This is a genomic window from Borrelia coriaceae, from assembly GCF_023035295.1.
In the GTDB taxonomy this organism is placed as follows: Bacteria; Spirochaetota; Spirochaetia; order Borreliales; family Borreliaceae; genus Borrelia; species Borrelia coriaceae.
This window is the reverse complement of the sequence record NZ_CP075096.1, coordinates 1-22,408: the sequence shown is the minus strand read 5'-3', so window position 1 is coordinate 22,408 and position 22,408 is coordinate 1. Positions and strand designations below refer to the sequence as shown.

The 22,408-nt window shown below is 32.9% G+C and carries 20 protein-coding genes and 1 pseudogene; 19 read left to right on the top strand and 2 right to left on the bottom strand.

The genetic code is table 11. The features are described 5' to 3' along the window. The first annotated feature begins 49 nt into the window (after positions 1-49). From bcCo53_RS08035 to bcCo53_RS07950, 19 genes and pseudogenes are all read left to right on the top strand, one after another. Positions 50-1,120 (top strand): variable large family protein, encoded by a 1,071-nt coding sequence (locus tag bcCo53_RS08035; protein ID WP_028328272.1) that lies wholly within the window; start codon positions 50-52, stop codon positions 1,118-1,120. Positions 1,121-1,254: 134 nt separating this feature from the next. After that, complete coding sequence (locus tag bcCo53_RS08030) at positions 1,255-2,301, top strand: variable large family protein (RefSeq protein WP_025408701.1); 1,047 nt, start codon at positions 1,255-1,257, stop codon at positions 2,299-2,301. A gap of 270 nt (positions 2,302-2,571) precedes the next feature. Then, positions 2,572-2,802: pseudogene (locus bcCo53_RS08025) on the top strand (variable large family protein); the annotation flags it as partial. Between the two features lie 162 nt (positions 2,803-2,964). Further along, a complete protein-coding gene (locus bcCo53_RS08020; RefSeq protein WP_025408703.1) occupies positions 2,965-4,029 on the top strand; it encodes a variable large family protein in 1,065 nt (354 codons plus the stop codon). 128 nt (positions 4,030-4,157) lie between these two features. Continuing rightward, a complete protein-coding gene (locus bcCo53_RS08015) occupies positions 4,158-5,219 on the top strand; it encodes a variable large family protein (protein WP_025408704.1) in 1,062 nt (353 codons plus the stop codon). Positions 5,220-5,352: 133 nt separating this feature from the next. Next, the gene (locus tag bcCo53_RS08010) at positions 5,353-6,432 is read left to right on the top strand and encodes a variable large family protein (RefSeq protein ID WP_025408705.1); all 1,080 of its coding nucleotides are present in this window, start codon (positions 5,353-5,355) and stop codon (positions 6,430-6,432) included. Between the two features lie 123 nt (positions 6,433-6,555). Continuing rightward, positions 6,556-7,635 (top strand): variable large family protein, encoded by a 1,080-nt coding sequence (locus bcCo53_RS08005; protein ID WP_025408706.1) that lies wholly within the window; start codon positions 6,556-6,558, stop codon positions 7,633-7,635. Positions 7,636-7,760: 125 nt separating this feature from the next. Continuing rightward, positions 7,761-8,831 carry a variable large family protein gene (locus tag bcCo53_RS08000; RefSeq protein WP_041178852.1) on the top strand — a complete coding sequence of 357 codons (1,071 nt, stop codon included), beginning with the start codon at positions 7,761-7,763 and terminating at the stop codon, positions 8,829-8,831. 137 nt (positions 8,832-8,968) lie between these two features. Further along, a complete protein-coding gene (locus tag bcCo53_RS07995; protein ID WP_025408707.1) occupies positions 8,969-10,003 on the top strand; it encodes a variable large family protein in 1,035 nt (344 codons plus the stop codon). Between the two features lie 136 nt (positions 10,004-10,139). Further along, positions 10,140-10,820 (top strand): Vsp/OspC family lipoprotein, encoded by a 681-nt coding sequence (locus tag bcCo53_RS07990; protein WP_025408708.1) that lies wholly within the window; start codon positions 10,140-10,142, stop codon positions 10,818-10,820. Positions 10,821-10,977: 157 nt separating this feature from the next. Next, entirely contained in the window at positions 10,978-11,328 is a 351-nt protein-coding gene (locus bcCo53_RS08820; protein ID WP_051428604.1) for a variable large family protein, read from the top strand. A 59-nt stretch (positions 11,329-11,387) separates the two neighbouring features. Continuing rightward, positions 11,388-12,047 carry a variable large family protein gene (locus bcCo53_RS08815; protein ID WP_051428603.1) on the top strand — a complete coding sequence of 220 codons (660 nt, stop codon included), beginning with the start codon at positions 11,388-11,390 and terminating at the stop codon, positions 12,045-12,047. Between the two features lie 127 nt (positions 12,048-12,174). Then, positions 12,175-13,212: a variable large family protein gene (locus bcCo53_RS07980; protein WP_025408709.1), complete on the top strand. Its 1,038-nt coding sequence runs from the start codon at positions 12,175-12,177 to the stop codon at positions 13,210-13,212. A 259-nt stretch (positions 13,213-13,471) separates the two neighbouring features. After that, positions 13,472-14,506: a variable large family protein gene (locus tag bcCo53_RS07975; protein WP_038364953.1), complete on the top strand. Its 1,035-nt coding sequence runs from the start codon at positions 13,472-13,474 to the stop codon at positions 14,504-14,506. Between the two features lie 144 nt (positions 14,507-14,650). After that, positions 14,651-15,727 (top strand): variable large family protein, encoded by a 1,077-nt coding sequence (locus bcCo53_RS07970; RefSeq protein WP_025408710.1) that lies wholly within the window; start codon positions 14,651-14,653, stop codon positions 15,725-15,727. A 110-nt stretch (positions 15,728-15,837) separates the two neighbouring features. Then, positions 15,838-16,947: a variable large family protein gene (locus tag bcCo53_RS07965; protein ID WP_081725106.1), complete on the top strand. Its 1,110-nt coding sequence runs from the start codon at positions 15,838-15,840 to the stop codon at positions 16,945-16,947. 122 nt (positions 16,948-17,069) lie between these two features. Then, entirely contained in the window at positions 17,070-18,137 is a 1,068-nt protein-coding gene (locus bcCo53_RS07960) for a variable large family protein (protein ID WP_051480100.1), read from the top strand. Positions 18,138-18,268: 131 nt separating this feature from the next. After that, entirely contained in the window at positions 18,269-18,442 is a 174-nt protein-coding gene (locus tag bcCo53_RS07955) for a hypothetical protein (RefSeq protein ID WP_155806455.1), read from the top strand. A 260-nt stretch (positions 18,443-18,702) separates the two neighbouring features. After that, positions 18,703-19,539, top strand: a complete 837-nt coding sequence (locus bcCo53_RS07950) for a hypothetical protein (protein WP_025408992.1) — start codon at positions 18,703-18,705, stop codon at positions 19,537-19,539. Between the two features lie 357 nt (positions 19,540-19,896). Here bcCo53_RS07950 and bcCo53_RS07945 read toward each other — a convergent pair whose 3' ends face one another. Together bcCo53_RS07945 and bcCo53_RS07940 are read right to left on the bottom strand one after the other, a co-directional pair. Continuing rightward, positions 19,897-20,781 carry a hypothetical protein gene (locus tag bcCo53_RS07945; protein WP_025408993.1) on the bottom strand — a complete coding sequence of 295 codons (885 nt, stop codon included), beginning with the start codon at positions 20,779-20,781 and terminating at the stop codon, positions 19,897-19,899. Between the two features lie 195 nt (positions 20,782-20,976). After that, positions 20,977-22,227, bottom strand: a complete 1,251-nt coding sequence (locus bcCo53_RS07940) for a hypothetical protein (RefSeq protein ID WP_246938472.1) — start codon at positions 22,225-22,227, stop codon at positions 20,977-20,979. Positions 22,228-22,408 lie beyond the last annotated feature (181 nt).

Below are 22,408 nucleotides of genomic sequence, written 5' to 3'. Positions count from 1 at the left end.
TTCCCTTTTGTTATATGTGGCCTCTTTAGTTAAAGGAAGGGAAAGTAGGATGCGGCAAAACAACACTCATAAAAATATTAAATTAAGAAGTATTTGTGCAACATTATTTATCTCTCTATTCCTTTCTTGTAATAGTGGAATAGAAGAACTGCAGAAGAGAAATACTTTCTTTGATTCTTTCCTCAAAATAGGTAATAGTTTTCAAGAAATATTAGGTTTCTTTGGCAATACTATGGGAGATGCATTAGAATTTGGTTCTATTAAACCTGATGATAATAGAGATAAGGTAGGAAAACACTTTGAAAAAGTAGGAGAGGGCTTAAAGAATACTAAGACTAAATTAGATGAGTTAGCAATAAAAATATCTTCTACTCCTAATGCTGATACTAAAGGTATTGAGGATTCAATTAAAGGAGCAAATGATGTTTTTGATCAACTAATTAAATCTGTAAAAAAATTAGCTGGGGTAACTAAAGCGACTGATAAGATTGGTGAGGTTAATATAACTAATGCTAATAAAGGTGCACCTCCTGCTGATGTCAATATATTTATTGAAGGAGTTCAAGAAATAATTGACACTGCTACTACCAAGTCTGGTGTAGAAATTGGAAAAGGAACTGATGGTGATCAAGTACCACATAAATCTGGAGCTGATGCCACTGCTGCACTTGTTGGTAAAAATAGTGCTAAAGCTGATGCTAATGCTGGTTCTCTATTAGCTGAAGTAGTATCAAAAGCAGATCCATGGGCAATGATTAATAAGATTAAAAGTGCTACGAAGACTGGTGCTGCTCTTAATCAAGACGATAATAATGAAGTAGGAACATTGGCTACTTCTGTTGCTACTGGTGGTGACAATATTGGATCTAAAACTACTGCTGACTTAGCAGCTGCTGTTGCTCTTAAAGCAATGACTAAAACTGGTACATTTAGTGCTAATAATGCTAATGAAGCTCTTGCAGTTAAAGCAGCTGCTGCTACTGCTGTAAATAAGGTATTAGGAATACTCGATTTAATAATTAGGCAAACAGTAGTAAAACATCTAGAAAAAATAAGAGAAGCTGTTAAGGGAATACAATATTCAGAGACTACTGGTGAATCAAGTGAAGGTAAGAACTAATTGCAATTTATAAAGCTTACATAAACTAAATAAAGTTATTTAAGGGAAGCATTTCTTGTATAGGGGATGTTTTCCTTTTTCTATATTAAGCCTCTTTTATTTAGGGGGTAGGGAGTAAAAGAGGCACGTAATATATGAAAATAAATATTAAAAATATTAAAGTAAGAAGTATTTGTGCAACATTATTTATCTCTCTATTCCTTTCTTGTAATAATGGAGTAATAGAAGAACTTGAGAAGCAAAGGGATTCTATACTCTCTATATCTAATTTAAGACAAAACTTCTTAGATATCTTTACTTCTTTTTTTGATGTGATTTCTAATGCTTTTGGTATTACTTCAACTACAACTAAAAAAGAAGTTGGAGAACATTTAGGTAAGATTGGCGATGCGGTTAAAACAGTTAAAGATAAATTAGAAAGCATAAAATCAGATAGTGACTACGATCTAATAAAAGATAAAGCTGATAAAGCAATTACTAAGGCAATTGATATTTTGGGAAAGATAGTTGATGGAGCAACTAAAATTAAAGATGCTACTGTTGATGATAGTCCAGTTGGTGGTAAGGTTACTGATACTGAGAATGCAGAGCCGGCAGAAGAAAAAAGTGTAAAGGGTCTTATTGAAGGGATTAACTTGATCTATGAAGTATCAAAAGGAGTTGGTACTGCTCCAAAAGGGAATAATAATAAAAAAATTGCTGACTCTAAAGAGGTAGCAGAGTTATTTAATCTAACTAGCAATGTTAATAGTAATACTAAGGCACTAGATGGAATCAACAGAGCAGTAAGTGCAGCTAGCGGTGCTGATATATTAGCAGCAATTAGAGTGGTTAAGGATAAAAAAGCTGTTGCTGTTGACATACAAAATGCAAAAGATGCTTATGACATCGCCATTGCTAATAAAAGTAATTCCAATATTAGTGATGGTGAGGTTAACACAAATGCATCAGCAATAGCAGCTGGTTTAGCATTAAAAGCTATGGTTAAGGGTGGCAAATTAGCAACCAAGGCTACTCATGCCCCAGGGCAAGCAGTAAATACAGTATTAATAGGCATAGTGGATAAAACTGTAAATGAGATAGTCTCTACTATAAGAAGAACAGTTGATAGATGTTTAAAGGATGTTAGTAATTGTATTAAGGTGGATTCTACTAGTGAATTAAAAGCTGAATCCAAATAAGTATAGACATAGTTGGTTAAATTGTTTATTGAGTTAGTTTTGAAATGCAGGAATGCCTTATGGGTATTCCTGTTTTTTTAGCTTTACTATGTTATATATTCAGTTTTTTGATCATTTTTATTATTATGTAAAGCTAATTTCCTATTTTTAACCAATGATCATAATGTTGAGAATAATGGTAATGCTATTTAAGTTTGATAAAAATTCGTTAGAAAGCATTTCTGATTTCAGTGTTTTCCCTCGAGATGTAATTGTGGCAGAAGCTATGGCATTAGAACAATGGCAAAGGGTGGTAAATTTTCTTGTTTTACTGGTGGCGCTAAAGTTGATTTTGATAATGCAGTTAAAGGTGCATCAATAAGAGCAGTAATTAAGGCATTAAATGCTTTAACTATAGCAATAAGAAAAACAATAGATGCAGGACTTAAAGCTGTTAAAGATGCTATGAAAATTAATCCTAATGATACTCCTTTAACTACTGAAGCTGGTGTTAATAAGTAAGTAATTAGAATTAATGTAAACTAAATAAATTGACTAATGAAGTCATTAAAGGGAAACATTCCTTGTGATAGGAGTAGTTTTCCTTTTTTTTATATCTAGCCTCTTTAATTATGTTTAGTCTTTCTTTAGTTAAAGGATGGGAAGAAAGGAGGCACGTAATATATGAAAATAAATATTAAAAATATTAGAGTAAAAAGTATTTGTGCAACATTATTTATCTCTTTATTCCTTTCTTGTAATAATGGAATAGTAGAAGAACTTCAGAAGCAAAAGGATTCTATATTTTCTATATCTAATTTAAGACAAGGGTTCTTAGATATTGTTACTTCTTTTGGAGATATAATTGCTGGGACATTAGGATTTAATGCTGTTACATCAGAAGATAAGAGAAGTGCAGTAGGTGTTCATTTTGATAAGGTAAAAAAGGGATTAGAAGATATTAAGGGTAAATTAGATGGTTTAGCAAAGGAAATAGCTTCTGCTCCTCATGCTGATACTATAGGTGTTGGGGCTGTTAAAGAAGCGATTAAAAAAGCTATTGATGAAGTGATTTCGAAGCTAATTGACTCTGTAATTAAACTAGCTGGTGTAACTAAAGCTGATGGTAATATTGGTGACAATGATCATAGCTCAGGAGCCCTTCCAGCTAATGAAGCTAGCGTTAAAGCTATTATTGCGGAAGTTAAAAGTATTATTGAAGTTGCAGAGCAGTCTGGAGTAAAGATTGAACCAGGCAGTGATGGTGCTGCAGTTAAGTCTGGTGATGCTACTGCTCCTGCTGCACTTGCTGCTAGTACTGTTGCTAATGCTAAAGCTGGTTCTTTGTTAGCAGATGAAGTAGCTAAAGCAGATCCATGGGCAATGATTAATAAGATTAAAAATTCTACAACTAATACGTCTGTTCTTTCTGGTAACGATAAAGATGCTGGAACATTAGCTACTGGTACTAAGGCTGCTGATAATAATGGTGCTGGAGCAAAGACTAATGCAGACTTAGCAGCAGCTGTTGCACTAAAGGCCATGACCGCAGGCGGTAGATTTAGCGCTGCTCAAAATGAAGCTGGAGCTGTGAAAGGGGCAGCAGTAAGTGCTGTAAATAAGGTATTAGGAGTGCTAGACGAAATAATTAGGAAAATAGTAGTAAAAAAACTAGATAAGATAGGAGAGGCACTTAGGGGAATAGAATATTCAGAAACTGTTGGTGCGACAAGTGAAGGTAAAAACTAAATAAATAATAGGAAATAAGTAAATTAAAAAATAAAGTCATTTAAGGAAAACGCTTCTTTTTATAGGAGTAGTTTTCCTTTTGTATATGTAGCTTCTTTAGTTAAAGGAAAAGAGGGTGCACGTAATATATGAAAATAAATATTAAAAATATAAATATAAAAAGTATTTGTGCAACATTATTTATCTCTCTATTCCTTGCTTGTAATAATGGGATAGAAGAACTTGAGAAGAGAAATACTTTCTTATCCTCACTTGCTAATTTAGGTAATGACTTTTTAAATGTCTTTACTTCCTTTGGTGAATCATTTGGTGGTGTTTTAGGATTTAATACTAATACTCAAAAGTCTGAGATTGGAACTTATTTTAATACAGTAAAGGAAACTGTAGAAGGAATTAAGAGTAAGCTTAATGCAATTATTGAGAATATGAAAAGAGAAGGAAACCCTAATGCTTCTGGAACAGAGGCTGCTGTAGCAGATTTAAATAAAAAACTTGATCAGATAATTGAAGGCGCAAGTGATGCTATAAAGGGTGTAGGAGATAGTGAGTCAATTGGTAATATTGCTGATGCTGGTAGTGCTGGTGCAAAAGCTGAAGACACTTCAGTTAAGTCGCTTATCGAAGGGATTGGAAAGATTGTGGGTATAGTACTTGGTACAAATGAAGGAAATCCTGATGCTGGTGATGATAAAAAAGCAGAAGATGGCAATGCATCAAGAACTGATAGTACTGGTGTAGCTAAGTTGTTTGTTAGTGGGTCTAATGGTGCTGGAAGTGATGTTAATGCTAAAAAAGTTGCAACTGATGCAGCAAAAGCTGTTGGGGCAGCAACAGGTGCTGACATTTTAAAAGCTATTTCTCAAGGTAATGATGGAAAAGCTGCTCAGTTGGCGACTAATAGTGCTAGTACTGCTGCTGCTGCTAATAATGCAAAAGATGCAACTATTGCAGGGGCTATAGCATTAAGAGCTATGGCTAAAGATGGTAAATTTGCTAATGGTAATTTTGGCAATGATATTTCTACTGCTGTTAAAAAGGTAGCTCTAAGTGCAGTAACTAAGGCACTAAATACTTTAACTATTGCAATAAGAAAGACAATAGATGAAGGACTTAAAGAAGTTAAAAAAGCTATGAAAATTAATCTTAATGATAATCCTGTAGCTACAGAGGTTGGTACTGTTGTTAAATAAGTAAGTTGTCAAATTAAATAATAACAGAATAATAAAGTTATTTAAGGGAAACAATCTTTTATGTAGGAGTTGTTTCCCTTTTTTGTGTCTAGCCTTTTTAGTTGAAGTAAGGGAGAAAGGAGGCACGTAATATATGAAAATAAATATTAAAAATATAAATATAAAAAGTATTTGTGCAACATTATTTATCTCTTTATTCCTTTCTTGTAATAATGGAATAGAAGAACTTGAGAAGAGAAATACTTTCTTATCCTCACTAGCTAATTTAGGTAATGACTTCTTAAATATCTTCACTTCTTTTGGTGATTCATTTGGGGGTGTTTTAGGATTTAATACTGAAACTAAAAAGTCTGATGTTGGGGCTTACTTTAAAAAAGTGCAAGATGCTGTACAAGGAACTAAAGATAAGCTTAATAACATTGTTACTGGCATGAAGAATGATAATAATCCTAATGCTGCTAGTGTTGAGACTGCTGTAAATAACTTGGTGACTAATATATTTGATAAGATAATAAAAGGGGCTAAGACTGCTGGTGAGGCTATTGGTTCTGATAGTAATCTAATTGCTAATGTTGCTGATCAGAATGCTGGGGCTGCTGGTAAGGAAATTGATAATCTGGTAGAGGGAATTAAGGGTATAGTAGGAGTAGTACTTGAAAATGTGGGTAAACCTGATGCGGGGGATACTAACGGTCCCGTTCAAGATAATGGTACTGCTGGCGATACGAGAACTGGTAGTAGTAATGATAATGCAGGCAAATTATTTGCTAGAGATAATGCCGGTGCTGCTGGTAGTGTGGCGGCTAAAGTAGCAAGAGATGCATCAAAAGCTGTTTCAGCAGTTACTGGTGCTGACATATTACAAGCTATGGTTAAAGATGGTGGAAAAGCTGCTAATTTAGCTAAAAATACTTCTGATGCTGCTGCTAGTGTATCTGCTGCTGCTGGTGCTAACGATGCAACTATAGCAGGAGCTATAGCACTAAGAGCAATGGCTAAAGATGGTAAGTTTTCTGGTCCTGATTCTTCTAAGGCTAATGTGACCACTACGGTTAAAAGAGTAGCAGTAAGTGCAGTAATTAAAGCGTTAAATATACTCACAATAGCAATAAGAAAAACTCTTGATGAAGGACTTAAAACTGTTAAAGATGCTATGAAAATTAATGCTAGTGATACTACTGTAAGCAGTGAAGCTGGTGTTGCTACTAAATAAATAATAAGAAATAAGTGGACTAAATAATAAAGTCATTAAAGGGAAATACTTCTTGTATGGAGTGGTTTCCTTTTTGTTGTATTTTGCCTCTTTTAGTAATGGAAACAGGGGTGCACGTAATATATGAAAATAAATATTAAAAATATTAAAGTAAAAAGTATTTGTGTAACATTATTTATCTCTTTATTACTTTCTTGTAATAATGGAATAGAAGAACTTGAGAAGAGAAATCAGTTCTTATCCTCACTTGCTAATTTAGGTAATGACTTCTTAACTGTTTTCACTTCTTTTGGTGAGATGACAGGTACTGTTTTAGGGTTTAATAAGGAAACTAAAAAGTCTGAGGTTGGAGATTACTTTAAAAAAGTCCAAGACACTGTTCAAATCATTAAAGATAAGCTTAATAAAATTGTTGATAACATGAGAGCTGCAAATAATCCTAATGCTACTAGTGTAGAGACTGAAGTAAACAAATTAGTTAGTGAAAAGCTTGATAATATAATTGGTGGAGCAAAGACTGCTAGTGAGGCCATTGATAATGCTAGTGAGTTGCTTGGTAATATTGCTTCTAAAGGTGCTGGTGGTAATGCTGCTCATGGTGCTGGTGCTCAATCTGAAAGCGTTGAAAGCTTGGTAAAGGGAATTAAGGAAATTGTAGGTATAGCACTTAAGGATAAGGGAAATGCTGAGGCTGGTACTGATACAAAGGCTGAGGATGGTGGTCAAAGGACTAGTGACAATCCTGGTAATGGGGAGGCAACTAAATTGTTTGTTGGTGCTGGTAATGCTGGTGATGCCGATCAAACTAAGAAGTCAGCAACCGATGCGGCTAAAGCTGTTGGAGCAGTAATTGGTACTGATATTCTAAAAGCTATAGTTAAAGATGGTGGTGATGCGGCTAAGTTAGCTAAGAATAATGCTGCATCTGTTAACACTACTGGTAGAGCTAAAGATGCAACTATTGCAGGTGCTATAGCTTTAAGAGCAATGGCTAAAAATGGCAAATTCGCTAATGCTAGTGCTGAGAACAATGGGGCTGTTGCTGCTGAAATTAAAGGAACAGCAGTAAGTGCAGTAACTAAGGCGTTAAATACATTGACTATAGCAATAAGAAAAACCATTGATACAGGACTTCAGGAAGTTAAAAAAGCTATGAACATAAATGCTGATGATACTCCTGTCACTACAGAAACTAAAAATTAATCGAAAATAAGTAAATAGAGTAATAAATTTATTTAAGGGAAACATTTCTTATATAGAAGTGTTTCCCTTTTGTTTGTGTCTGGCCTCCTTGGTTGAAGGATAGAGGAAAAGGAGGCACGTAATATATGAAAATAAATATTAAAAATATAAATATAAAAAGTATTTGTGCAACATTATTTATCTCTTTATTCCTTTCTTGTAATAATGGAATAGAAGAACTTGAGAAGAGAAATACTTTCTTATCCTCACTAGCTAATTTAGGTAATGACTTCTTAAATATCTTCACTTCTTTTGGTGATTCATTTGGGGGTGTTTTAGGATTTAATAAGGATACTAAAAAGTCTGAGGTTGGAGATTACTTTAAAAAGATTCAAGAGACTATACAAGGAACTAAGGATAAGCTTAATAAAATTGTAGCTGATATGAAAAGGGAAAATAATCCTAATGTTGCAGCAACTGAGGCTGCTGTTAACAAATTAGTTAGTGAAAAACTTGATAAGATAATTAACGGAGCAAAAGCTGTTAGTGAGGCTATTGGTACTACAGGTGAAACACCACTTGGTGATGTTGCTAGTGCGAGTTCTAGAGGTAATGCTGGTGATAAAGTTGATGATATAGTTAAAGGTCTTGGAGAGATTATAGAAGTGGTACTTAAAGACGACAAAGGGAAGACTATTGGAAATCATGAGGCTGGGGATGATAAAAAGGCTGAAGATAATAGAAGCGCAAGGAGTTCTAATGCTGGTGAAGTAGGAAAACTATTTGATGGTACTACTGGACCTTCTTCTACGGATGATAAAAAAGCAGCTAACGATGCAGCCAAAGCTGTTGGGGCAGTAACTGGGGCTGACATATTACAAGCTATTTCTATAGGTGTTAGTGGAAAAGCTGCTAAATTAGCTGTTAATAATGCTGCTCATGGTAGTCTTGGTGTCACTTCTCCTAAAGATGCGGAAGTTGCAGGAGGAATAGCATTAAGAGCTATGGCTAAAGGTGGTAAATTTGCCAATGGTAGTAATAGTGTTGATGATGCGATTAAAGGAGCAGCAACAAGTGCAGTAACTAAGGCATTGAATACATTAACTGTGGCAATAAGAAAAACAATTGGTACAGGACTTAAAACTGTTAAAGAAGCAATGGAAATTAATCCTAATGATACTCCTATAACTAGTGAAGTTAGTGATGCTATTAAATAGATATTAGTAAAAGATAAGTGAATTAAATAATAAAGTTATTTAAGGGAAACACTTTTCTATATGAAGAGATGTTTCTCTTTTTTTATATCTAGCCTATGTTAGTTAAATGGTAGAGAAAAAAAAGGAGGCACGTAATTATGAAAATAAATATTAAAAATATTAAAGTAAAAAGTATTTGTGCAACATTATTTATCTCTTTATTCCTTGCTTGTAATAATGGGATAGAAGAACTTGAGAAGAGAAATACTTTCTTATCCTCTCTTGCTAATTTAGGTAATGACTTCTTAGATGTTTTTACTTCTTTTGGGGATTCACTTGGTGGTGTTTTAGGTTTTAATACTGAAACTAAAAAGTCTGATGTTGGAAAATATTTTAAGAATATAGAAGATAGCTTGACAACAATAAAGACAAGGCTTAATACAATTGTCCAAAATATGAAATCTGAAAATAATCCTAATGCTGTTGGAACAGAAGCAGCTGTAGCAACTTTAAGTGAAAAACTTGCTAAGATCATAGATGGTGCAAAAGCCGTTAGTGAGGTTATAGTCAATGATTCTAGTCTTATTGCTGATTTTAATAGTAATGGGGCTGGTGTTGTTGCTGAAGATGTTGGTAAATTAGTAGAGGGAATTAAGAATATTGTGGAAGTGGTACTTGGACCAAAAGAGGGAAATCCTGAGGCTGGTGATGATAAACAGGCTAAAGATGGTACTACTCAAAGAACTGCTTCAGCTGCTGCTAGTGATGCAGGGAAATTATTTTCTACTTCTGATATAAGTTCTAATGAAAAGGAATCAGCAACTGATGCAGCTAAGGCTGTTGGAGCAGTAACTGGTGCTGATATCCTAAAAGCTATGATTAAAAATGATGGAGATGCTGTTAAGTTAGAAAAAACTGGTGGTACTGCTGCTGAAAGGCCTAAAGATGCAACTATAGCAGGGGCTATGGCACTTCGAGCAATGGCTAAAAAGGGTAAATTCGCTAATAAGAGTAATAATGATGCTTATGTAAAGAAAATAGTAGGAGATGCAGTTGTTAGTGCAGTTACTAAGGCGTTAAATACATTGACTATAGCAATAAGAAAAACAATTGACTCAGGACTTAAGAAAGTTAAAGAAGCAATGAAAATTAATTCTAATGATATTCCTGTAACTACAGAATCTAAAAACTAATATCATAACTAAGTAGAGTTAATACGATATACATAACTAAATAATAAAATTATTAAAGGGAAACGCCCTTCTATATGAGAGTAGTTTTCCTTTAATTGTGTTTAGCCTCTTTAGTTAAAAAGGAAGCAAGTAATATATGAAAATAAATATTAAAAATATTAAAGTAAAAAGTATTTGTGCAACATTATTCATTTCTCTATTCCTTTCTTGTAATAATGGAGGACCAGAGATTAGAGAGGGGCAAGCAGCTACTGCTGATGGGACAGTTATTGATTTAAAGACAGTAAGTAAAAAGATAAAAGAGGCTAGTGAGTTCGCTGTAGGTGTTAAAGAAATAGGAGGCTTAGTTGATTCATTGGATGGGCTTGCTAAAGGTATTGGGAAAAAAATTGTTTCTTCTGGTATTGCTACTGAAAGTACTCATAATAATAAAAATAATGGATTGATGGCAGGGGTTTATGAAGTTGCATTACTTATAGAAACTAAGGCAAAAAACTTGCAAGTCGGAGAATCTTTGGGAGATAGAGATTTACAGACAAAAGTTGATACGGTTAAAACTAAGGCTGAAGCATTTAAGAATAAGTTGACTAATCAACATACTGATTTAGGATCTAGCAGTGGTACTACTGATACTAATGCACAACAGGCTATAGATAGGAAGACTCATGGCAGTAATGGAACACACGGGGCAAAAGAACTTGCTGAATTATATGCAGCGGTTACTGTTTTAATGAAGACTGCTAAAGATGTATTAAAAGAGACAATCAAAGGGATTGCAGAACCTGTAAAGATAGAGTTTGCTGCTAAAGTTAACTAAGAGACAAGTGATTTTAGAGCTTATTATAAGAATAACTTTAATTGGTAAGTAACAGAAAAAATAAAGTCATTAAAGGGAAACACTTTTCTATATGAGAGATGTTTCCCTTTTGTTTATATTTAGCTTCTTTAGTTGAGGGAAATGATTCAGGTAATATATGAAAATAAATATTAAAAGTATAAGTATAAAAAGTATATGTGCAACATTATTTATATCTCTATTCCTTGCTTGTAATAGTTCAGGAGAGAGTGAAATAGTTAGTGAAGCCGATCGACAAGCTGCTGAAAGTCTAAAGTTAGGAGAAACGGCTAAGTCTCTGTTTTCTTCATTTATAGATTTAATAACGAATTCTTTGGGTATATCAGTTACTAGTTCAACACAAAAAAGTGATGTATCAAATAAGTTTAAAGAGTTAGCAAGTTCAATCGATAAAGCGATTAGTCAGGTACAGGAAGCAGCAAGCAAAGCAGGAATTAATATTGAAAAGATTCTTCAGTTGGAGGCGTAGGACAAGCAAAGAAAACACTTAATGAATTAAAGAAGCATCATATTATTTCTTTGCAGAATTTGACTAATGTTGGTGAAGTAGTAAGTGGTGTTACAGCAGGCTCAGCATCACAAGTAGCAGGGTCAGGTGTCAGTGTACAAGATGTGAAGGAAACAGTAAAGGCTCTAAAGGGAATAGTTGCTGCTAATACTAATAAAGCAGTTAAGCCTACAAAAGACACAGTATCTAGTGGTGATACAAACGGAGGTAAGGTACTAAAGACAACATCATCAGGGGAAGCAACAGCAGCCGATGCATCTAAAGCTTTAGCAATAGTAAATTCAGTAACAGGTGAAGACATGCTATACGCTATAACATCAGCTGATGAGAACTCAGACGTTGTTGCTGAAGCTACTACAACTAATGCAACTGATCCAAAACACGCAGTAAAACTTGCAGTAACAGGATCAGCAACTTCTTCGGACACTGCAGAAAATGCAAGTAAAGTCGCAGTGGCAGGAGGAATTGCATTACGTTCTTTGCTTAAAGGTGGTAAGCTAAATGTAGGTTCACAAACAGCCGATTCAATGGCAGTTAATGGGAGTTTAGAAGTAAGTGCAGCAAATAGACTATTAAAATCAATAGAAAACGTTATTCAAGTGATAATAAAGCAATGTTTAGAACAGACACAACAAATATTAGGTGATAGTAAATCAAAAAGCCCTCAAGAAAAAAAATAATGTAATAAAAGCATTAATATTATTAACTAATAAAATTATTTAAGGGAAACACTTCTTGTGATAAGAGATGTTTTCCTTTTTGTATGTTTAGTCTCTTTAGTTGAGGAAAGAAGGAGGTAAGTAATATATGAAAATAAATATTAAAAATATTAGAGTAAAAAGTATTTGTGCAACATTATTTATTTCTTTATTCCTTTCTTGTAATAGTGGAGTAATAGAAGAACTTGAAAAACAAAGGGATTATATACTCTCTATATCTAATTTAAGACAAGGTTTCTTAGATGTTTTTACTTCTTTTGGGGATACTCTTGGTACTGTTTTGGGCTTTAATAAGGATACTAAAAAATCTGATATTGGAGAACAATTAGGTAAGATTGGTGATGCAGTTAAATCAGTTAAAGACAAATTAGAAAGTATAAAATCAGATAGTGGCTACGATTTAATAAAAGACAAAGCTGAGAGTGTAATTGCTAAGGTAATTGAAACGTTGGGAAAGATCGTTGATGGAGCAAATAAGATTAAGGAAGCTACTTCTAGTGCTACTGATAAAATTGGTAATTCTGATAGTGATGGTGATGCAAATTCAGCGAAAACAAAAAGTGTAAAGGGTCTTGTTGAAGGAATTAGCATGATATATGGTGCAGCAAAGGATGCTAAAGGTCTTGCAAAAGAAGATGCTAGTAAAGAGATTGAGGATTCTAAAGCAGTTGGCAAACTATTTAATACTAACAGTACTGCTAATACCAGTGGGGCTGATGCACTGAAAGGGGCTCACAGAGCAGTAATTGCAGCTAGTGGTGCAGATATATTAGCAGCAATTAAAGCAGCTAATAAAGATGGTAAAGAAAAAACTATTGATCAAGCTCAAGATGCTTATGAAATTGCAATTGCTACTAAGAGTGACGGAAATACTCATGCTAGTATTCAAACAAATGCATCAGTAATAGCCGCAGGTTTAGCATTAAGGGCTATGGCTGAGAGTGGTAAATTAGCAACCCATAGTACTAATGCTAAAGAAAAAGAAGTGAATGCAATATTAATAGGAGTAGTTGGGAAGACTGTAAATGAGATTATATCTATTATAAGAAGAACAGTGGATGGATGTTTAAAAGATGTTAGTGATTGCATAAAAGAAAATTCTACTAGTGAAGTAAAATCTAAATAGTATAATGTAGTGTGCTTAAATTATTAATTAGAGCAAAATTTATATTTTATAAGTTTTATATGCAGGAATGCCTTATGGGTATTTCTGTTTTTTTGTATTATAGAATATTTCTATTTAAATCGGTTTAATCAGTAAAATTATTATTGATTTTTATGTGATTAGCTACAATCAAGCTTTCGCTTAGTTTAAAGATTATGATTTAGAGAGTATCTATATTGTCTTTTTAGTTAAAGGGTAGGTAAAAGGAGGCACGTAATATATGAAAATAAATATTAAAAATATTAGAGTAAAAAGTATTTGTGCAACATTATTTATCTCTCTTTTCCTTGCTTGTAATAATGGGATAGAAGAACTTGAAAAGAGAAATACTTTCTTATCCTCACTTGCTAATTTAGGTAATGACTTCTTATCTGTCTTTACTTCTCTTGGCGATTCAATTGGGAGTGTTTTAGGGTTTAATGATAAAACTACAAAGTCCGAGGTTGGGAAATATTTTGGAAAAATTCATGATGCCGTAAAAAATACTAAAGATAAGCTTAATCAACTTGTTTCTAATATGAAAGATAAAGGAAATCCTAATGCTGAAGCTACTGCTGCAGCTGTAAAAACACTAATTGAAAATACACTTGATAAAATAATTCAAGGGGCAAAGACTGTTAATGAGGCTATTGGTACTGATACTAGTGACCTACTTGGTGATGTTGCTAGTGGTAATACTAAAGGTTCTGGTGGTGATATTGAAAATTTAGTACAAGGAATTAAGACTATTGTGGAAGTAGTACTTGATGCTAAAGAAGGAAATGCTGAAGCTGGTGATAATAAAATAGCCGATGATAATTCTACCCAAAGAAGTAATGATGGTGCAAGTAAATTGTTTGATGGTAGTATGGGAATTGCTAGTAATGAAAAACAATCAGCAAACGATGCAGTTAAAGCAGTTGGAGCAGTAACAGGTGCTGATATCCTAAAAGCTATAATTAAAGAAGGTGGTGATGCTGGCAAGTTAGCTAAACATAATGCCGCTATTTCTACTGTTGGTGTTACTGCTCCTAAAGATGCAGCAGTTGCAGGTGGTATAGCATTAAGAGCTATGGCTAAGAATGGTCATTTTGCTAATGCTAGTTCCAGTATTGCTGTTGAAATTAAAAGAGCAGTAACAAGTGCAGTAACTAAGGCATTAAATACCCTAACTATTGCAATAAGAAAGACAATTGATGAGGGACTTAAAACTGTTAAAGAAGCAATGAAACTTAATCCTGAAACTACTCCTGTAACTATTGAAGCTAAAAACTAATATCGCAACTCAATAAAGTTTATACGATATATATAACTAGGTAAAATGATTTAAGGGAAACTATTGCTATATATAAGAGTAGTTTTCCTTTTTTTGTTTTTAGCTTCTTTATTTAAAGGATAGGAAAAAGGGTGCACGTAATATATGAAAATAAATATTAAAAGTATTAGAGTAAGAAGTATTTGTGCAACATTATTTATCTCTCTTTTCCTTTCTTGTAATAATTCAGGGGAGATTGAAGTAGCTAGTGAAGCTGAGAGACAAGCAGCTGAAAGTCTAAAATTAGGTGACACTGCTAAGTCTGTCTTTTCTTCATTTGTTGATTTAATAGCAAATACTTTGGGTATATCAGTTACTAGTTCAACAAAAAAAAGTGATGTATCAGATAAGTTCAAAAATTTAGCAAGTTCAATTGAGAAAGCGATTGGTCAGGTACAGGAAGCAGCAAACAAAGCAGGAATTAATATTGAAGATGATAAAGATGGAGGCGTAGGACAAGCAAAGAAAACACTTGATGAATTAAAAAAGCATATTACTTCTTTGCAGACTTTGACTAATGATGGTGAAGTAGTAAGTGGTGTTAAAGCAGACTCAGCATCACAAGTACAAGGAACAGGTGCGAGTATAGAAGATGTGCAAGCAGCAGTAAAAGCATTAAAGGGTATAGTTGATGCTAATACCAATAAAAAAATTAAGCCTAAAACCGACACAGTATCTAGTGGAGATACAAACGGAGGTAAAGTACTAAATACAACAGGGGGAGGAACAGCAATAGAAGAAAATGCAGCTAAGGCTTTAGCAATAGTAAATTCGGTAAGAGGTGAAGACATTCTATACGCAATAGCATTAGCTAATGAAACAGATGTTGTTGCTGAAGCTACCATAGCTAATGCAACTGCTCCAGAGCATGCAGTGAAACTTGCAGTAACAGGTGCAGCAAAAACTACACAAACTGCAGAACGTGCAAGTAAAGTCGCAGTAGCAGGAGGAATAGCTCTACGTTCTTTGCTTAAGGGTGGCAAGCTAGATGCAGCCTCAACAGCAGCCAATATAAATGCAGTTAACGGGGTAGGAGTAACTGCAGTAAATAAACTATTAAACGCAATCGAAAATATTGTTCAAGTAGTAGTGAAGCAGTGTCTAGAACAAACAGCACAGATATTAGGTGATAGTAAAGTAAAAAGTCCTCAAGAAAAAAATAATATAATAAAAACTCGTTAAACTAAATAATAAAGCATTTAAGAGAAACACTTCTTGTATAGGAGTTGTTTCTCTTTTGTTGTGTGTAGTTTATTTATTTAAAGGATAGGGAGAAAGGAGGCACGTAATATATGAAAATAAATATTAAAAATATTAAGATAAAAAGTATTTGTGCAACATTATTTATCTCTCTATTCCTTTCTTGTAATAATGGAATAGAAGAACTTGAAAAGAAAAATCAATTCTTATCCTCACTTGCTAATTTAGGTAATGACTTCTTATCTGTCTTCACTTCTTTTGGCGATTCATTTGGGGGTGTTTTAGCTTTTGATAAGACTACTACAAAGTCTAAGGTTGGTGAGTACTTTAAAAAGATTCAAGAGACTGTACAAGGGGTTAAAACAGGTCTTAATAAAATTGTTACTGATATGAAAAATCAAAATAATCCTAATGCAGAGGCTACAGGTACTGCTGTAACAACTTTAAATTTACAACTTAGCAAGATAATTGAGGGTGCTAAGACTGTTAGTGATGCTATTGGTGATACTGATAATGGTCTTATTGTTGATTTTGGTGGAGGTGGTGATGGAGTTGGTGTTGCAGGTGATTCAAAAGTAGTGCAATCCATTACTGAAGGAATTAAAACAATTTCGGATATAGTACTCAAAGGAAAAGGTAAAGCCGATTCTGGTGATAATAAAAATCCTGCTGTCGATACTAGCGGTGCCGATGGTAGTGCAAGAAATGTTGATGCTGATGATAACACCAATAATGGAGCCATAGCTCTTTTTGCTAAGAAAGCTATTGGTACTACTGCTGGTGTTGGTAAAGCCGCTAAAGATGCAGCTAAAGCTGTTGGCGCAGTAACTGGTGCTGATATATTACAAGCTATGGCTCAAGTTGGTGGTAATTCCGCTAAGTTGGCTATTAACGATAAAACTCTTTCAGATGGTCAGCCTATTTCTGCTGGTGATGCAAAAGATGCAACTATAGCAGGAGGAATAGTTTTACGATCAATAGCTAAGGGTGGTAAATTCTCTAATAAGTCTGGTGGTAGTGATGGTGGAGCAAAACAACAGATACAATATGCAGCTATTAGTGCGGTAACTAAGGCACTAAATACATTGACTATAGAAATAAGAAAAACCCTTGATACAGGACTTAAAACTGTTAAAGATGCTATGAATATAAGTGCTAATGATACTCATGTAACTACTGAATCTGGTATTATTGCTAAATAAGTAACAAGTAAACTAAATAATAAAGTTATTAAAGGGAAGCACTTCTTGTATAGGAGTTGTTTTCCTTTTTTGTATCTGGCCTCTTTTAATTAAAGGATGGGAAAAAAGGAGGCACGTAATATATGAAAATAAATATTAAAAATATAAATATAAAAAGTATTTGTGCAATATTATTTATCTCTCTTTTCCTTTCTTGTAATAATGGGATAGAAGAACTTCAAAAGAAAAATACTTTCTTATCCTCACTTGCTAATTTAGGTAATGACTTCTTATCTGTCTTTACTTCTTTTGGTGAGATGACAGGTACTGTTTTAGGGTTTAATACTGAAACTAAAAAATCTGATGTTGCAGCTTATTTTAAAAAAATTCATGATACTGTACAAGGGACTAAAGATAAGCTTAATACAATTGTTGAGAACATGAAGAGAGAAGGCAATCATAATGCTGCTGCAACTGAGACTGCTGTAACAACTTTAAGTGAAAAACTTACTAAGATAATTCAGGGAGCTAAGACTGCTAGTGATGCTTTAAAGGATGTTCCTGCTAGTGAACCAATTGCTAATGTTGCTGCTAAGACTAAAGGGGGTGATGCAGGTTCAGAAGTTGCTAGTTTAGTAAAAGGAATTAAATCAATTGTAGATGTGGTACTGGAAAATGTAGGAAATCATGAGGCTGGAACAGACAAAAAGGCTTCTGATCTTAGTGCAAGAAAAGGTGGTAGTATTCAAACTAACGGTGAGGCAGGAAATTTATTTGCTAGTTCAGCTAGTTCTGGAGTTGGTACTAGTGACACCCATGCAAAGGGGGCTGCAGCAGATGTGTTAAAAGCAGTTGGGGCCGTAACTGGTGCTGATATACTGAAAGCTATAGTTACAAATGGTGAAGCTACTGCTACTAAGGCTGCTGAAGCTAATGCTACAGATGCAACAATAGCAGGAGCTATAGCATTAAGAGCTATGACTAAAAGTGGTAAATTCCCTGGGGTTAATACTGGTGTTACTACAGCTGAAACTGACTACACTGCTGGAGTCAGAGTATCAGTTATAAGTGCTGTTACTAAAGCACTAAATACATTAACTGTAGCAATGAAAAATACAATTGATGCAGGACTTAAAGCTGTTAAAGAAGCTATGAAAATTAATCCTAATGATAATCCTGTGGCTTTTGAAGCTAATACTGTTGCTAAATAAATAATAAGATAATAAATAAACAAAATAATAAACTCATTAAAGGAAAACACTTCTTTATATGAAAGGCTGTTTTCCTTTTTTAGTGTCTAACCTCCTTATTTAAGGAATGGAATAAGAGGGTGCACGTAATTATGAAAATAAATATTAAAAATATTAGGATAAAAAGTATTTGTGCAATATTATTTATCTCTCTATTCCTTTCTTGTAATAATGGAATAGAAGAACTTGAGAAGAGAAATAATTTCTTCTCCTCACTAGCTAATTTAGGTAATGACTTCTTAACTGTTTTTATTTCCTTTTTTTGATATGTTTACTGGAGTTTGAGTCATTAAAGTTTGCACTAAGAAACAATATTATAGGAAATTGTTTCATTGCTAAGGCTTTGTAGTTAGATATAGATAATCTTTATAAGATTAACTTTAATTAGTAAAAGAGTAACTAGGTATATTTTAGTGAATTTATTTAATGTTAATATAAACGGTGTATATTTGATATTAGTTATTTATTTTTATTTAGATATTGAGATTTAATGTTTGGGTAATGTAGATAATCTAGGAGAGGAAATATGAATAAGAATGTTTTAGCAATATGTGTGTTAACACTAATGTGTTTGGTATCATGTGATATAAATTTTCTTGATGAATTGTTAGGCAAAGCAAGAGAAAAATTTTTAGAAGAAACCGATAATGCAGAAGGTTTAAATTCTAAAGAAGAAAATCAAGAGGATAAAGAAAATAAGGTAGATGTTTCAAAGGTTAAAAGGGATGTAGTAAGAAATAAAGACTTTAGGGAAAAAAGTATTAACTTATCTCAACCTAAATTAACTGCGGTTCAAGAATCTTATCTTACTGGTAAGGATGCTGAGGCCAGTGAAATTAAGAAAAAAATTGATGTTAATTTAGCTGCGGTAAATGCAATTTATGATGAGTTGGAGAAATCATTGTCAGAACTTAAGAATATGGAAGCTTTTGTTATAAGAGCTGAGTCTGATTTTAATGAGGCAAGAAGAGGTGTTCCTGGAAATAATCATGTAACGAACACTTTGCCTTATTTAGATGAAGCAATTAAGACAGTTAAAGATAGTAGACATGTTGCAGTAGTAGGGTATAATGAGCAATTTCATGCATTAAAACATGTAAAAGCTGATGCTGAGTATGCAAAGGGTCTTATTAAGTCTGCTTTAGGTGAATCGGCACAGGCAAGGTTGAGCGGTTATTATTATGTGCAGCTTATGATAGATAATATATCAAATGCGCAGCTTAGCTTGAGTAAAGCAGAAAGTATGTTTAAGAAAGTAGAATCGGAGTTAGATAATCTTAGAGTTGAGAGACAAAAAGCGGATAAAGATTTTGCTGGGTTAAAGAGTGCATATGAAGCATTATTAGCAGTTAAAAAGAAATAGTATATAACATATTTATGGTGAATTAGTATGTGATTAATAATTTAATTATTTTTTAGAGTGAGATAGGGTCTAATTTTATTAGATTCTATTTTTGTTTATATGAATACCTTTCAAATTTGGTGATGTCATGAAGTAAATAAAGTAAATGACATCACCAAATTTCAAAGGTATTTTCAAACTGTCTGTAAGGATGGAATTTTAAATTGCGGATGAGCGTTTGGACAAAGCTTTTTTGATAACAGGGTTTATATTCTATGTATCCTTATCATGAACTTTATGTTTAAAAGTATGTATAAGCATTTAATTGGCAAGGATCTCTATTATATAGAGATCCTTATTTATTTTATTATTTGATGTTTAATTAGTAGCATGTTTATAAGCAGAAATTAGTGTATCAATGGCGTTAGCGAAAATTGTTCCTCCAGTATATTCATAATCATCTAAATTGATAGCATATTGTTTTAGTTGTTCTATAGAGTTGTCTAATTGAAAAGTCATAATTCTTAGTGTACCAATAATAGGCGTAAGAGCTGCAATATTAACTTCTTTATTTAAAGTTTTGGCAGCATTAGCAAAATTGTGAGCAGCAGAGATGAAAGTGTTAGAGTTAAAGTTAGAAACAGTGTTAACAAAGGCATCAATATAAGTTGTTACTGAACTATTTATAGCAGTTATAAAAGCATCAGCTGTATTTTTGACAGTTTTCAATGTATTGGTAGTGGTTTGCTCTTTTGCAAGATAGGTTTGGTGTATAACTTGTTTTAAGTTTTTAATTGAGTTATTGAATCCTTCTAGATTAGTATTTTTTAAAGATGCAGCTAAAGTTTGAAAATCTTTGATTAGGTTAGAGTTATTGAGTTTTTCAATAGCTTCTTTTCGTATTGTAGAATTTGTATTGCTAATGCAAAAATCTATGCTTGACTCATTACACTGAATATAGGTCATAATTTGATCTATATATTGAATATAATGATTGTAAATAGTGTTTAGATTAGTATAGTAATCTTTGGAATCAATGAGAAACTCTTGTAAGCTTTTTATATTCTCTTGTGTTAGTTTTTCGTGTTTTACTTGAATAGTATTTTCTTTTTTATCTTCTTTAGGATATATAGAAGTATCTATTTTTTTGTCTTGTAAGTTATGATCTTGCATATAACTTAACGTGTGTTCTTGACTTGATATAGGAGTAATATTGCAAGATATTACTCCTAAGGTTAGTAATGAAACTAATGGATTTGTCATAAAAATATTTTCCTTTTTAAATTTCAGAGCACTAATTATCAATTAATACTTATTATTATTTAATAATAAGTATATATCATAAAAGTGAAATTATCAAATTTGTGAGAAAAGTTTTTTGAGCATATAAAAGAAAGATAGGCTTATAAGCCTATCTTATTAGTGTTTATTTAAGTAATTGTTTTTAAATATAAAGATTTATCTAGCACCAGTGGTACCATAAAGTAATCTTAGTACTTCCTTTAACTCACTTTTGGTACTTGGGGGCAATATGCCTCTGAGAGAGCTTAATTCTTCGTATACTTTGTAATCATTGTGATGACTTTTTTGCACTTTTGATAATAAAATGTTTACTTCTGTTTTAATTGTATCTAATTTTGTTTTTGCTTTTTGGTCTTTTTGGAGGTTGCCAGGGTATCCAAAATCATTAGTAGTAAGATGTATAGCATCACTTAGACTTTCTTGAATTGCGTTTGAGAGTTTTGTGAGTTTTTTGGTTAATTTGTTTTTTGTAAATTTATGTAATATGTCTTGAGATTTTTTGTTTTTCAGATTCTTCGGGTTTTTTCCATAAATAGGATTTATTTTTATTTCATTAAACTTAATGGTTTCCCAGTGTTTGTTTATTTTTTTAGCTAATTTAAGAGCGTTCTTAACGCTATTTTTGGTTTTTATTAAACGTGATTTGTATTCTCTATTTAATTGAGCTTCATCCTCGTCTTCATCTTCGTTGTCAATTTCTTGGTGATTTTTTTCAATTTCATCATAGTCATTGTCTTCTTCGTCATCTTCATAGTCATCGTCATTGTCTTCTTCGTCATCTTCTATGGTTGTCATAGGTCCTGAGTATGAACCTGATTTTGTTGTTGATGGAATATAATTATTATATTCATAGTTAATAGATGATTCACCACTTATGCTGTTAAGATTATTAGTTGTACCTGATAGTATTGTAGGAGGGGTATTTGTGTGTGAGTTTGAGATAATTGTGTCATCTGTGTTTGTTGGAGTAGGGTTTTCAGTTATTTTTGTATTAAGTTCTGATTGAGTTAGTGTATTGATTGTTTGAGTGTTTTTGTTATCTTCATTAGTGTGTGGTTTAATGTTAGTAATAATTGGTGAGTTAAGAGTTTTTATACTGTCTTTGTTAGTATTTTGGTCTTTTGTTGTGATATGATTATTGCCATTGTTAGTATTTTGATTGTTATTATCAGTAATTTGGTTAATAGCTTGAGGTGTAGATTTTTCATTAATGATAGGTGAGGTGTTAAAGTTAATGATATTATCTTGTAGAGTATTGTTTGAAGGATTATTTTTTTGAGTTGGCTCCAAGATAGAGTAAGCTTTTTTTAGTAACTTAGCAGATGTATTTTCATTGCCATTGAGGATTAGATCACAGCTAATGAGACATAGGATTAGTCCCAAGCAAAAATATTTTAATTTAAACATTATATTAAATCTCCTTATAATATGTATTTGTATAAAATAATAAATATAGAGCGATGGGGGTGGTAAATCTAGGTTTGAGAGGAAAAAAAGTAGTGATATTGGGAGTTGGGGGATGTTGAGGGGGGGGGGGAGATAATGGGATAGAGATCGCGCCAGCTTTATACTAATAACAACTAAACTA